Source organism: Sporosarcina saromensis, from assembly GCF_033253735.1.
Lineage (GTDB): Bacteria > Bacillota > Bacilli > Bacillales_A > Planococcaceae > Sporosarcina > Sporosarcina saromensis.
Window position 1 is genome coordinate 1 of the sequence record NZ_JAUBDI010000021.1, and the last position, 12,722, is coordinate 12,722.

Below are 12,722 nucleotides of genomic sequence, written 5' to 3' on the forward strand. Positions count from 1 at the left end.
ATCATGTATCGCGGATGGATTCGCTAATTCTGACAATCTCAAACACCTCTCTGTTTCTAAAAGTTACTACCAGTATTGCATGGACAAACAAATAGAATAAGGTGTATTTCGATTAACGCTTACCCAGAACTCAGCATTATCCCAGGTTTCGCCGCATACTTGCGCCAAACGCCGCATAACCCGTCCCAATCATCCAATCCAAATCGAACTCGTACAACTAGCAACCAACAAAATAACAAAAAGCAGCCCCATCAGTCCATCTACTTTACCAACACCTACAACATAGTAGAAATGCTTTCTCTTTTCACCCGTAAATCCTTTAGCTTCCATCGCAAAAGCCGCTCGTTCCGATTTACGAACAGCTCCTGCAAGCATAGGAAGAAGTATTTTTCGCATGTTCCACAAACGCATAACAACATTATTTTCCTTGCTGGCCCCTCGTAATCGATGCGCTTGTTGAATCTGAACAAACTCCTCTTTCAATACAGGTAAAAATTGATAACCGACTAAAATGCTATAAGCAATCTTAGGTGAAAGCTTCATTTGCTGCATTAAACTTAAAATGAACGAAACAGGTTTTGTCGTCAATGCAAACAGCAAGGACAGACCTGAAAAAGCTAATACACGAAAACTCAATGACAAAGCGTGATGTAGCTGTACTTCCGTCACGGGATAATTCCACAACGTCCATACAACCGCCCCTGAACGATCTTCTGCAAATACGATCGTCGTCCAAAAATACCCAAATGCCATGATAAAAAAGGGAATCATGAACAACAGCCATCGCTTCCACTCGATGCGACTGAACAGAACTTGTATAAGCAACACGCCAACCCATACGAAAAACGGCGTCCATGGATCGAAAAAGAATGCTAGCGTAAACATGCAAACGGTCACGAGGATAAATTTCACCGAAGGATTCATTTCATGCATAGCTGACTTCATTGTCTACACACCCTTTCGGCTGCAACAGATGATGCGCTAGTAACAATCCTTCATTCGCCCAAACTCTTTCCGCTTCAAATTTCCCTGTCAATTCCCCTTGATCCATAAGCAACACGGAGTCTGCAATCGCATAAGCAAACTCCATATCATGCGTCACAATTACAAACGTCGCACCGTTACGAGCCCGTTCATCAATCAACTGAAGTAATTCGAATAAGCCAGCGGCATCTTGCCCGGATGTCGGTTCATCCATCAAGATCACTTCCCGACCGTCACACAGCATAGCCGCAATCGCAACTCTTCGTTTCTGCCCATGGCTAACGGCAAACGGATGGGCTTCAGCTACACGCTTCAAATACAACCGTTCCAACATATCCTGCACATCAGCTCCCCCGCCGAATGCCACCTCATCCTCTACACTTTTCGTAACAAATAGAAATTCCGGAGACTGCGGAACATACCCTAATTGTTCAGGTACAACCGATCCTTTTGCAGGGATAAGTTGACAAAGCGCTTTAAGCAATGTGGATTTACCACTTCCGTTCGGCCCTGCAAGCACTGCCACTTCCCCTTTTAGCAGATGAAAAGAAGTCCTCTTCAAATAAGGTGTAGACACATCTTGTACGAGCAAAGATTGTTCCACTTGCCTACTACTTTTTCGCTTTTCCAGTAGAGGCACTTGATCCATTTTTTGCAATTCAATCGTGCGGTCAAAAAACGTCCCCCATAAGTCCAGCCGGTGCTCAATTGCCACAACTGTAAATCCTTTTTGGTTTTGCAATTCATCCAACCAAGCAATAAACTTTCTAGCCGTATACGGATCCAAATGAGAAATCGGCTCGTCCAGTAATAATACATCCGGCTCCATAATCAATGCGCAAGCTGTAGCAATCCGCTGCTTTTCTCCCCCAGACAATTGCTGAATGACAGCATGCCGAAACTCAATTAAACCTGTCATCGTTAACACATCGTCTATCTTCTCAGCCATTACACTACGGTCAACATCGAGATTCTCCAATGTGAAGGCAAGCTCTTCCTCTACCGTCAACATACAAAACTGTGCATCTGGATCTTGAAAAACAGTTGCTACGCGATGATTCACTTCTCCTTGGGCATATGAACTACTTTCCCTACCAAACAACTTCACCGAACCCGTCATAATGCCATCACAGTTATCAGGATACAACCGATTGCATACGTACAGTAATGTCGTCTTCCCACTTCCACTCGGTCCAGTGATGACTACCTTTTCACCAAGCTTTATAGATAATGAAACCTTATCTAAGATCCATTTATCTTCATCAGGATAACGAAAACAGACATCTTCAAACTTGATCACTTCAGGCACGGGCATCACCTTTAACGGATCTCGTTATCGCATATCCTCTAAGGGATCCTGTTGCCAATAAACCATCAACGACCATTTTTCCGCCAACACCCGCAATCATTGCACCACTCACAATCCGGATTGCCAACATCAACACAACATAGCCCGTACTGAAAACAGCAAATCCTCCGAGTAAATAGCCATAGACAAAACTGAAAACAGCTGCGCCAATTCCCGCCAGCATGAGCACCCACACGTTAAATCGTTTGTAACCTGTTGCTGCAAATGCCGCTTCTGCTCCTAATCCCTGAATAAGACCTGCCAAAATTAATCTCGGACCAACCGCATTCCCTAGCAATACTTCTATCGCAGCAGCAATTGTTTCTGACACGACCGCAGCCCCGGGTTTTCGAATAATGTACATACAAATAATGGAAACAATGAACCAAATACCAAAAATCCACTCATATGCAATTGGGCCAATAAAACCAGCCCATATATTTCCGACATGTAAAAACAGTAAATAGACAATGCCAAACACAACAGAAAATAGAGACATGAGAACGACTTCTTTTAACTTCCAAGATTTCAACATACTCATCGACCTCCATGTGAAGGGCTATTTATACTCATCGACACCGTCATCACTAAATGCTTATGCTGTTCAGAGCGCGCATGCGTAAAGGATTCCTCATAAAAAGCAAACACATCATGAATATCTCCGTGGATTCCGCTTGCATAGTGCATAGATTCATTGAACACACCACGCTCCTTCGCACGATCCACCTCTTGATAAATGACATCCATGTAATCCGGATTATTCATCGGATACAGCGCGAATTGGGATGACACGTATTGTTTTGTAGTATCTATATTCGCCACTTCATCCCCTTTTTCCAAATAAACATCACCCGCTGTATCTCCTGGACAGCCTGCGGAAAAAGTTCCAGACATCGCAATGTGTTCACCTGTTTTCGCGGCATGTAAGCAAATCGCTTTTGCGACATTGAATACATGCACCTGTTTTCCTCTAATGACTGTTGAAACATCATCGGTATGCATCCAAACATTCGAAGTATCTGTTTGTTCAAGTGCTCCCTTAATAACTTCCACAAAATTCGCCGCCATCGGATACAACGAGAACCGGAATCCGATAATTGGACTGACGCCACACTTCATTTGTAAAACCTCCTCGATTTTTTTACATAAAAAAACTACATCCCGGAAGATGTAGCCACTTGTCCAATCGTAAAAAAACGCGGAAAGTCACTACACTTCCCCACGCAAGTATTATCTTGATCGGGTAATAAGGGATCGGAGCAGTTGCTCGCATCACAGCCATAGTGGGCACCCCTAGTGTAGAAAACGGTATGTAGTTGGATGGAATGGATTGTCATTCATCACTTTTTTATGTTGAGCCCAGTATAGTGGAAGTTTGCGAATTTGTAAATGTATTCTTGCAAACTCGTACTTTGGTGGGAGATAAAATATTTATAAAACAGTTTCCTTACCGTTGTCATAGCTTGATATCCATTTCTCATTCAAAATGGATACAATTCATCCACAACAATTTCTTCTTTTATCGGCTTTCTATTTTCATCTACGAGACCATCTGCAATTGCCTCTTCCCAAGTCGTCCCATATGCAAAACCGGACTCTGTGTAGCCTGCGATAAAATAGAAATACTCGTCTTGCCCAAACAACTGGTCATCCGAATACTTCTTATTGTTATTCTTACTCACCAATCATAACCCCTTTGCTTGCTAGATTCACTTCACATCCCCTCGTTATTCAACTCCGATTTTCTGTTCCTCATACGCAAGCAGATCTTTATAATACTTATTCATGGATGAAGGGGATACTTCAAACGATTCAGCGATCTCTTTTACGGTCATCTGAATCGAATCAAAAAGACCTTTTTCTTGTCCGAAACGAATCGCACCAGCAGCAATGGCAACTTCTTTCCGCGCATTCGGTTGTTGTTCCACGAGGAAGTCTTCAACAATCTCTAACAGCTTGTCTGATTCCTGTTCATGCTTATCCAAAAATGCCATGATGGACTGTAAAACACCTGCTTCAAAGTTGGTGAATTCACTGCCATCGTAGTTATCATTTGCAAGCATCTTCCAAAACGACATCCCTTGTTCTTTCATAAATTGCTCAGTCGTTTGGCCATCTGTCTTTTCAAATAGCTTGATGAATTCCGTAAACACTTGTTGGTGATCTATCGGGAAGAAGATGAGGCTCGATACCGCTAAGAAATGATTTTCATTCTCTGTACCATCCGGTAAAATAAAGCAATACAAATGCACACCGACAGGTACCGGTTTGTCAACCTCTCTTCTCAATTGAATCACTTCATCTGTTAAAATTATTTTTACCGTCAAGTACTCTTCGTCAACTCCCAATACCTCACCAATAATAGCTTGTGGGCTTGTCCATTGGTCGATAACCTTTAGGACGACTGGGCGAATAAGTTTCTTCTTTTGCTTCTCTAAATAGCCTTGCCATATATCTTCACGGTGATGGAAGAAGAATTCATCCAGTACAATTGCTTCAATCATCTCTTCAGAAAAGTTTTGTTGTAAATTTTGTTTCCATTCGTTCGCCAAATTCAAATACTCTCGGATATCTTTACGCTCCGGATACTCATCATAAAACGATTGTAAAACCCGCTCAAGTTCTTCTGAAGTAACTTCCGCAACCGAAACTGCTTCCTTCGATTCGCAACACTTCTTATATTTCTTTCCACTACCACATGGGCACTTATCATTACGGCCTACCATACAAACACACTTCCTTAAAAAATTTGTTTTCCTTTTCTATAATATCATTAGATGATTGCAGGATAAACTATCGTTGTTTTCTCAAATTTCCATATAAAAATCATATGATTACATCTTCATAGTTTTCCGATTTAATAATGAAAATGTAGACAAAGCCCAAATTGCTTTTGTCTACACAGTTCGTTAACTATTCATTCACACATGACAATTACTTGACGAGGGGTCGTCTGTGCAGGAATGCTTCTTGTCGTCGCTGAATACGTGACGATTAAGTATCGATTGACTGGGCTACCTGTAAATGTTTGATCGTTTTCCAAAAGCACTTTCGTTTGTGACGAAATGTTCAACTGCAAACTACCGTCACTGCTCACTAATTGACGATTGAAGAAGTCCACTTTCACAAACTCATTCGAGCGGTTCTTTGCCATCACGACCGCTCGATATTGCGGTGGATAAATGAGCGGTACAGGTACATCGGCATCATAAAAACCCGTTACATCATCCCCTACTTTTACAGTTACATGATCCACGAAGTACGTAGACGGTTCCACGACGAAATTTACAATCGCCCCATTTCCATTTTCCACCGTGAATAACTTATAGCACCCTACATTAGGATCATTTTGCATGATAAAAAAATCATTGATCATTGTTACTGTCCCACTAAATGACATGAAATTCATTGAGATATCCTCCCTCCATTGACTCCGCCTTTGCCTAAATAGTCTATGCTTCACGTGGGCATATTGTTCTCTCAACACAAGAAGGAACAAACAGGTATATGCAAAGAAATTATACACTCCTCTTCCATTGTCAAGTTGGACAGTTATCCATTTGGTTGATTAGAACATATAGCTAACCGGACGATTTGTTCAATAACCTCATCGACTTGGGCACAATCCCGAATGACAAACAAGTGATCCGCTTCCCGTTCATCTGGATCGCTTATGTCTTTAAGACTTGAATCCGTTTGTTGTCTTTTGAGCACTTCTTCAAAAGTCGAAGCACTTCTGAAGATATTTTTATTACGTGTGCTCCTCGCGACACGTGATTCAAGCACTGCATCCGGCAAGTCAAAATGGACAATGATTTGCAAAAACGCACTACGCGGAAACACATTTTCCAATAAGTCTTCACGGCCCTTTCGATTACGGTTGGCATTACAAATAATTAAATGACAATCACTATGTTCTTTCGCATACTCTACCATGAGCTGAGAAATGGCATGCTTCAATGTATTCGGTCCCGTTGTCGGTTGAAGTGTTCTGTAATACGTATTGATGAATGCGGCATGATTATCTTGGTCAATGACAATCGAATGATCAAGAGCCTTCTCAAGCATTTGCGCAAAAGTCGTTTTTCCACTATGTGTTTTTCCCACAGTCAATATAACGAGTCTTTTCAAAACAAGTCCCCCTTTTTTGAGCAAAAACGCATGTAAGCACATGAATGTTCACTTACAGAGTACCACATGAAAAGACTTACCTATCAAAAAAGCCATCCGATTTACAAGACGTCATCGGATGGCAATTCGTTAGTTGTATACTGCTTCTGTTACATGTTGAGATTCACTCTTTTTCAATGTCAGCATGACAATGAAGGAGAGTGTATACAACGCTGCCAAGTACAGCATTGCAACTTTCATATCATAATTTTGTAGAAGATAACCGACAAGTATTGGTGAAAATCCACCGACTGCCCGACCAAAGTTGAAAATCGTATTCGTCGCTGTACTTCTAATTTGAACAGGGTACAGATTGCCGATTAGCGCACCATAGCCTGCAAACATCCCGTTAGAGAAGAAACCAACAATTGCTCCCCCAATTAATACCCCAGCGCTTCCCGTTGCATAGGCGTATAAAAACACTGCACATGCCGAAGCGATCAGAAAGGCACCAAAAGCACGTTTCGTACCAAAGCGGTCTAAGAATCGACCAAATGTCAGCATTCCAATGATCATCCCAGCTGCCGTACTAATTGTCCAAAGCGCAGAGCTAGAAACAGATAATCCTTGTGATTGTTGCAACATAGACGGCAGCCAAATCATCAACCCGTTGTATCCTGCAATTTGAACAGTCGCCATAATCATTAACGCAATCGTCGTGAATGTCACACGAGGTGTTTCAAATAATTGGACCAGTTTTCCTTTTTCTACAACTTTGTTTGCTTTTTTAACTTTCTGTGCTGCTAGCCACTCAGGTGATTCATCTAAATTCTTACGTACAATGAAGGCAAAAATGACTGGTAAAATGCCGACGAAAAATAATGCTCTCCAACCTAGCGTCGGAAGAATGATCGCACTTAGCAACGCGGCTAAAATGACACCGTATTGTGCGCCTACACTTACATAAGAAGAAGCTCGTCCTTGTTTGTTTTTCGGCCACGCTTCAGCGACAAGCGCCATACCGATTCCGTATTCCCCACCTGCACCGATCCCTGCTATGAATCTGAACAAATAAACTTGCTCAATACTTGTTGCCAAACCTGTTAACGCCGTACCGATTGCAAATAATATCACTGTATACGTAAATACTTTTACACGTCCGTATTTATCTGCTAAAATCCCAAAAACAATTCCGCCGATTAACATCCCGATATTTGTAATGGATGAAATCATCCCCCCTGTAGCCAGGTCAATGTTAAACTCTGAAATAATCATTGTCATGGCAAAAGAGATGAACATAATGTCCATTCCTTCCAATGTTAAACCTGCGACAGACGCGACAACGGTCTTTTTACGATAATCCATGTACCATTCCTCCAGTTTTCTTATAGCTTACACTCTTTCACTTCCAAAGGAATGGATCTAATTTATGTGATTCCATTCTCCTTTTAAGCCTCACAGGACTTGTATTAAAAGAGGACTTACAAAAAAAGCAAAAATAAAAACCCTATCGTCTCACAGAGGACAAAAGGGCATGAAAAAACCGAGTTACGCGAACTCAACTATATCAGCAGCCTTATCAGCCTCTCTGGACCGAATTAAAGAGCAATTATTTTTTTCTTATTGTAACAAAGCAATTGGTGCTTTTCTACAAGAAATTTACGGAAAACCAAAGTTGGAGTAGCATAAAAGTTCTAGTAATTTCGAAAGTCAGGTAAATCTATTTTCACCTAACTACTTTTTTCCTGTTAATTGGATTAAAGCGAACGACTACATTTCCGTGCCATATATAGCGACATACTGATTTTGTAAAACAAAACGATTGTTTTTCCAAACTAAAGTATTTAAGAAATACCCTAAAGAATCTGCATTATACCGTCCGGCAATCTTTTGATAAATTAGGAGATCGTCTACACCATTCAAATCGAAGTCTACAGGATATATGCCACTTAAGGGATTTACAAATCCAGTAATTGGTTGCTTTAATTTGCCGTTTGCATCATAAATTTCGTTCAAATATGATTTGTCCCTGAGAGAAAGGTCGATTACATATTTCTCGTTATTTGCATCACTAATGAGTTCCACTTTATACTGATCCAAATAATTTACGCTGTATGTGTACCGGTTGTTATACACACTTGAGTCAAAGATAAACCTTGCTTGATTTCCAATATAAGAGACAATGTAAGCATTCATAATTCCGCCACTCCCACCGGTTGCGATGCTGATCAGAATTTCATCCACACCATTTCCCGTAAAATCACCTAAGAAAAGTGTCGGATTATAACCTGTATTTTCCGACAATGGGATAGAGCCGATCATTCCTGTTCTTCCGTCTCGAATGTGCAATACAATATTTTGTGTAAAGGGACTGTCCGGCGTTTTCGTACCCGTCAAATACACTTGGTCTATGACACAATCCCCATTCACATCCCCTTGAGCGAACGCCACTACCATTGGATGATGCTTTGGTGGATTAACTTGATAATTCATCATACTCCCCTTTTCATGCATACTTTTAGTAACTATGTTATGGACGAATGTTGGAATTGTTACCGTTTAACATCTTTTATTCGCGCGTAATAAAATAATTTTCACATATTTCACTTGCAATCTGTTTTAAGAAGAGGTATGGTAGGAGTAATTAAAAATTTACTTATTTCGAAAGTTTTGAAGTAAGGATAGAGGCGCAAAGACCATCAGTACACAATTCGAGGAATATGAGATCCGACGAAAATTGTGGAAAGGGGAATTTGCCGAAGTGGAGAGATGCTCATAAGTCTCGAAGCTGGTTCTGGGTTGAACAAACACAGAATTGTCATATAGGAAACTATATGGAGGGCTATCTTATGCAAAAGAAATAATTTATTATTTCACTGCAACAACGAGCCCTCGTTGTTGCTTTTTGCGTTCATTTACAACTGCCCTTCTCCCTCTTTTTTATTAAAAAAATGATAGGATGTGGAGAAAGATGAATTTCGGACAAATTGTAACTGCTATGGTGACACCTTTTGATGAACACGGAGAGATTGATTTCCCAGCGACAAGGAACTTAATTAACCATCTGCTAGCAAATGGGACAGAGGCATTAGTCGTTTCAGGAACGACAGGAGAATCCCCGACATTATCAGAGAAAGAAAAAGTGCTGTTATTCAAGTTTACAGTGGACGTTGTAAATGGCAGAGTACCGGTGATTGCCGGAACAGGTTCGTTCAACACAAAAGAGTCAATTGAACTGACTTTGCTTGCAGAGGATGTAGGTGTAGATGCCGTCATGCTCGTCACGCCTTACTACAATAACCCTTGCCAAGAAGGACTTTATCAACACTTTAAAGCAATTGCTGCAGCGACATCTTTACCCGTAATGCTTTACAATATCCCTGGCCGCAGTGTCGTCAACATGTCTGTTGATACGATCGTTCGTCTTGCTAAAATACCGAATATCGTTGCCATTAAAGAAGCAAGTGGCAATCTAGATGCAATGGTTGAAATTATTGAACGCACTCCAAAGAACTTTGCACTTTATAGTGGAGACGATGGATTGACCATTCCAATCTTATCGATTGGTGGAGCAGGTGTCGTTTCTGTTGCTTCTCATATTGTTGGCAATGAAATGCAAACGATGATTAAAAACTTTAAATGTGGCAACACCGATGTTGCCGCAAGAGAACACCGCAAATTATTACCAATCATGAAAGCCTTATTCTCAGCTCCAAATCCAACTGCTGTAAAAGCCGCATTGAACATAAACGGGGTTCCTGTAGGCGGCGTGCGTTTACCAATGGTTCCATTGACAAATGAACAGCTACGTACTTTGCAACAAGTCCTAACAATTCATGAAGTTGTAGCTTCCTAACATGTAAAAAGCCTGTGCAGGAAATGTGTAACACTCCCCGCACAGGCTTTTGTTTAGATAAAATCGCGTGTATTTATGCCGTAATAGCGCATGAATGCACCATCTACATTCGCTAAGAAATGATCGACAGCCTCTGTAATTGTGTAGTCCGGCAGTCGCTCTTCACAATCAAATTCTCTCCATATCGAGTCCAATCGCCACCCTCTATCATCATGAATGAATGCTATAATCGGACCTTCTCTTTCGTCATGTTCCATCGTGTAATAGTAAAAATCGTTCATCCTGTCCCACTTTGACAATGCCACTCCAAATTCAAGCAATGCAAGTGCTGGTTCTAAAAAGAAACACTTACCGTTCACCAGGATTTCCAACTTTCCTTGAATATCCACTAACAACTTCCCATTCCTTTGGCGAATCAATTTCTGCTCAATCTCAACTGTCGTATCAACCTGAGGGTGTATTTGCAAGCTAGTCAAATCTCCAGCTCCTCTACAAGCAATATATATGCTTGTATTTTAACATGCCATCACCGAATGGTACATTTCGTTCAAAATCGAGGAAAGTTATACGCAAAAAACCTTCGTCTATTAGTGCAGAATAGGTGGAAGGTTTTTTGGTTCCTCTGTTTTTATCATACTGACATGTAGTTCGTTCAAGTTGTTCACAGCTGCGTAAAACACTTCTTTCACATCAAAAATTTCTTTTCGCTCTAATTCTTTATAAAGCCATGCATCGTTTAAGTTTCTTGCTAACAAAACTTCCGTGTAAATCTTCCCTTCAATGATAACTGGTACGTCAATTCCCTTGCTTGTGTATGTGTTTGGATGAACGTGTTCGACTCGTACAGATTCTTTCTCTGCTACTAACTTCACAGACAAACTCCCATTTGCCTCTATGTTGGCTAGCTCCACGTCCTTCACATTGTACACTTGCTGCTCCCTTAGCATTTGTAAGATTGTATCAATTGGAAACTGTATTTTTTTCATTTTCTCCACTAAAAACTGCCCTTGGTAGATGACAATTGTCGGTTCAAATGTCAACATACGGCCAATCCTACGCTGTTTCATCTTTACTTTAGCGGTAACCTTCTGTAGCAATGCAATGGCAACAATTGCGACAGCCGTATAAATATGATTAATCTTTGGATCAGCAATATCAGCTCCGACAACGGCTCCTAACGTTAGAATGACTAAAAAATCAAATACCGGCAATTCACCGATTGAACGTTTTCCCATGTAGATCGTAGCAAACAATGCGAGTGGCAGGATCGTTACAATCCTCCCTAAGATTTTCACGATTTGAAAAGCATGTTCCACCAAAACACCTCATTTATCGACATGTGGCTAGAAAGTCTCTTCTTTCATGCTTGCCTTTGTACTTTGTATTTATACCAAAAGGATTTCGCTCTGATTTCTGTACATAATTTCAAGTAATATCTTCAATATAAATAGCCCCTCGAGCTGGTTAACGAGGGGCTTGTGCATCGGTCTATTTATTTCAATGTAAAGTATTACATCTTTTTTAGTGTGTAGAGAAGCATTCACGCTTCTTAATTTGTCTGCACTAAAGAAAAGAACTCCGTCAGTTGCCACTCATGTTTGTCCAACATCATTTGCTCATCTGGGATGCCTTCATGACGCAACAACTCAATATTTTGTAAAAGGAACTCATCGCTACCGACGACATAGAAAATCCCTTCTTTGTCTGCTGCTAGTTTTTTTACTTCTTCATAGTAGTCTTTACGATTATTAACGAACATTGCAGTGAATTCTTTGTCAGCAGCCGATGTAAAAATATCGGTAAACAAATAGTCTGTTGAGGAATCTATATTTAAAGAGTGCACGCCACTTACATCATCCGCACGCTTAAAATAGTCGAGCACGAGTGGTCTAAATGTTGCTAGACCGACACCCGATGACAGTAAGTATACCTTTTTCCCTTCCCTCTTTAACGGTACATTCGAACTCGTTTTAAAAATCGCCACTTCATCCCCAACGTTGATTGTCTTTAATATCGTTTTAAATTCCGAACACTTTTCGCGAATCCTCGTTGTAATGCCGATTGACTGCTCATGAGGCAAAGTCGATATCGACATATGTCGAATCAAACTACGGTTTGGCTTTTCTGCTGCATTAAATCCTTTCAACGCAAAATGGGTATGAGCCCCTTCTTCCCATGTGAAATCTTGTGGACAGTCCAATAAAAAAGTTTTCACCTCAGGTGTTTCATCAATAATTTTATTTATTTTCGTCCAATAAATTTGCATAATCGATTCCCCTTTTTCATTGATAGCAATTCTCACTACTTACTATACATCAATTGAAAACTATTCTCAATTAAGTTCTATACCTATCTAGCAAGAAAATCAGGAAACATTTCAAAATAAAATATACAAATTGCTTAACATGTTCTAATCGATACCGA

The 12,722-nt window shown here is 40.6% G+C and carries 14 protein-coding genes and 2 riboswitches; of the genes, 1 reads left to right on the forward strand and 13 read right to left on the reverse strand.

Features of this window, described 5'->3' with window-relative positions; translation table 11 throughout:
- Positions 1-189: 189 nt before the first annotated feature.
- The 10 genes from QT711_RS16155 to QT711_RS16200 all read right to left on the reverse strand — a co-directional run bounded on the left by QT711_RS16155 (position 190) and on the right by QT711_RS16200 (position 8,935).
- Positions 190-945, reverse strand: coding sequence for an energy-coupling factor transporter transmembrane component T family protein (locus QT711_RS16155; protein ID WP_317945969.1), 756 nt, complete (start codon positions 943-945; stop codon positions 190-192).
- The gene (locus QT711_RS16160) at positions 926-2,299 is read right to left on the reverse strand and encodes an ABC transporter ATP-binding protein (RefSeq protein WP_317946066.1); all 1,374 of its coding nucleotides are present in this window, start codon (positions 2,297-2,299) and stop codon (positions 926-928) included. The genes QT711_RS16155 and QT711_RS16160 overlap by 20 nt, the downstream gene beginning before the upstream one ends.
- Positions 2,286-2,867: an ECF transporter S component gene (locus QT711_RS16165; RefSeq protein WP_317945971.1), complete on the reverse strand. Its 582-nt coding sequence runs from the start codon at positions 2,865-2,867 to the stop codon at positions 2,286-2,288. Before QT711_RS16165 ends, QT711_RS16160 begins: the two co-directional genes overlap by 14 nt.
- A gap of 2 nt (positions 2,868-2,869) precedes the next feature.
- Complete coding sequence (locus tag QT711_RS16170) at positions 2,870-3,451, reverse strand: YkoF family thiamine/hydroxymethylpyrimidine-binding protein (protein WP_317945972.1); 582 nt, start codon at positions 3,449-3,451, stop codon at positions 2,870-2,872.
- Between the two features lie 80 nt (positions 3,452-3,531).
- A riboswitch (TPP riboswitch) is annotated at positions 3,532-3,637 on the reverse strand.
- 176 nt (positions 3,638-3,813) lie between these two features.
- Complete coding sequence (locus QT711_RS16175) at positions 3,814-4,014, reverse strand: hypothetical protein (RefSeq protein WP_317945973.1); 201 nt, start codon at positions 4,012-4,014, stop codon at positions 3,814-3,816.
- A 45-nt stretch (positions 4,015-4,059) separates the two neighbouring features.
- Positions 4,060-5,058 carry a YecA family protein gene (locus tag QT711_RS16180; protein WP_317945975.1) on the reverse strand — a complete coding sequence of 333 codons (999 nt, stop codon included), beginning with the start codon at positions 5,056-5,058 and terminating at the stop codon, positions 4,060-4,062.
- 191 nt (positions 5,059-5,249) lie between these two features.
- On the reverse strand, positions 5,250-5,741 hold the full coding sequence (locus tag QT711_RS16185) for a hypothetical protein (protein ID WP_317945977.1): 492 nt from the start codon (positions 5,739-5,741) through the stop codon (positions 5,250-5,252).
- Between the two features lie 143 nt (positions 5,742-5,884).
- Complete coding sequence (locus QT711_RS16190) at positions 5,885-6,463, reverse strand: ATP-binding protein (RefSeq protein WP_317945979.1); 579 nt, start codon at positions 6,461-6,463, stop codon at positions 5,885-5,887.
- A gap of 129 nt (positions 6,464-6,592) precedes the next feature.
- A complete protein-coding gene (locus QT711_RS16195; protein ID WP_317945981.1) occupies positions 6,593-7,807 on the reverse strand; it encodes an MFS transporter in 1,215 nt (404 codons plus the stop codon).
- A gap of 405 nt (positions 7,808-8,212) precedes the next feature.
- Entirely contained in the window at positions 8,213-8,935 is a 723-nt protein-coding gene (locus QT711_RS16200) for a VCBS repeat-containing protein (protein ID WP_317945983.1), read from the reverse strand.
- Positions 8,936-9,116: 181 nt separating this feature from the next.
- Positions 9,117-9,295: riboswitch (Lysine riboswitch) on the forward strand.
- A 118-nt stretch (positions 9,296-9,413) separates the two neighbouring features.
- Here QT711_RS16200 and dapA point away from each other — a divergent pair.
- Positions 9,414-10,298, forward strand: coding sequence for a 4-hydroxy-tetrahydrodipicolinate synthase (gene dapA, locus QT711_RS16205; RefSeq protein WP_317945985.1), 885 nt, complete (start codon positions 9,414-9,416; stop codon positions 10,296-10,298).
- Positions 10,299-10,351: 53 nt separating this feature from the next.
- Here dapA and QT711_RS16210 read toward each other — a convergent pair whose 3' ends face one another.
- The 3 genes from QT711_RS16210 to QT711_RS16220 all read right to left on the reverse strand — a co-directional run bounded on the left by QT711_RS16210 (position 10,352) and on the right by QT711_RS16220 (position 12,564).
- Positions 10,352-10,774 (reverse strand): DUF7878 domain-containing protein, encoded by a 423-nt coding sequence (locus QT711_RS16210; protein WP_317945987.1) that lies wholly within the window; start codon positions 10,772-10,774, stop codon positions 10,352-10,354.
- Between the two features lie 111 nt (positions 10,775-10,885).
- Entirely contained in the window at positions 10,886-11,614 is a 729-nt protein-coding gene (locus tag QT711_RS16215; RefSeq protein ID WP_317945989.1) for a DUF421 domain-containing protein, read from the reverse strand.
- Between the two features lie 233 nt (positions 11,615-11,847).
- Positions 11,848-12,564 (reverse strand): dihydropteridine reductase, encoded by a 717-nt coding sequence (locus QT711_RS16220; protein ID WP_317945991.1) that lies wholly within the window; start codon positions 12,562-12,564, stop codon positions 11,848-11,850.
- Positions 12,565-12,722: the final 158 nt, after the last annotated feature.

Coding starts and splice junctions, on each gene's coding strand:
- QT711_RS16200 (WP_317945983.1), bottom strand. CDS start 8,935: ATGAATTATCAAGTTAATCCACCAAAGCATCATCCAATGGTAGTGGCG.
- QT711_RS16165 (WP_317945971.1), bottom strand. CDS start 2,867: ATGTTGAAATCTTGGAAGTTAAAAGAAGTCGTTCTCATGTCTCTATTT.
- QT711_RS16160 (WP_317946066.1), bottom strand. CDS start 2,299: ATGCCCGTGCCTGAAGTGATCAAGTTTGAAGATGTCTGTTTTCGTTAT.
- QT711_RS16170 (WP_317945972.1), bottom strand. CDS start 3,451: ATGAAGTGTGGCGTCAGTCCAATTATCGGATTCCGGTTCTCGTTGTAT.
- QT711_RS16180 (WP_317945975.1), bottom strand. CDS start 5,058: ATGGTAGGCCGTAATGATAAGTGCCCATGTGGTAGTGGAAAGAAATAT.
- QT711_RS16220 (WP_317945991.1), bottom strand. CDS start 12,564: ATGCAAATTTATTGGACGAAAATAAATAAAATTATTGATGAAACACCT.
- QT711_RS16185 (WP_317945977.1), bottom strand. CDS start 5,741: ATGAATTTCATGTCATTTAGTGGGACAGTAACAATGATCAATGATTTT.
- QT711_RS16195 (WP_317945981.1), bottom strand. CDS start 7,807: ATGGATTATCGTAAAAAGACCGTTGTCGCGTCTGTCGCAGGTTTAACA.
- QT711_RS16155 (WP_317945969.1), bottom strand. CDS start 945: ATGAAGTCAGCTATGCATGAAATGAATCCTTCGGTGAAATTTATCCTC.
- dapA (WP_317945985.1), top strand. CDS start 9,414: ATGAATTTCGGACAAATTGTAACTGCTATGGTGACACCTTTTGATGAA.